The sequence below is a fragment of the Parazoarcus communis SWub3 = DSM 12120 genome (assembly GCF_003226565.1).
Lineage (GTDB): Bacteria > Pseudomonadota > Gammaproteobacteria > Burkholderiales > Rhodocyclaceae > Parazoarcus > Parazoarcus communis.
On record NZ_QKOE01000191.1, the window covers coordinates 1 to 255 of the forward strand.

General features: G+C 70.6%; 1 protein-coding gene. It reads right to left on the minus strand.

Annotated elements, in window-relative coordinates; all coding sequences use genetic code 11:
* Positions 1 to 255: hypothetical protein (locus DNK49_RS24340; RefSeq protein WP_165843450.1), on the minus strand; the 255-nt coding region annotated here is incomplete at both ends.

Below are 255 nucleotides of genomic sequence, written 5' to 3' on the forward strand. Positions count from 1 at the left end.
CCGCGTGCCATCGGCGAGCGAGCGCTCGACCAGGTTGCCCGCGCCATCGAAGCGGCTGCTGACGCCGACGAGGTCGGTGACGCGGTTGTCGGGCCAGTGTGCGGTGTTCGGGGTAGGACGGCCGTCCCTGCCATCGCCGAGCAGGTTGAACTCGGGGTCGCTCAGGTTACGCGCCACGGTGTGGGCCCAGTCGTCATCGGCCAGGGCTGAGAGCGTGCCGTTGGGGGCGGTGACATCGAGGCGATTACCGGCCGG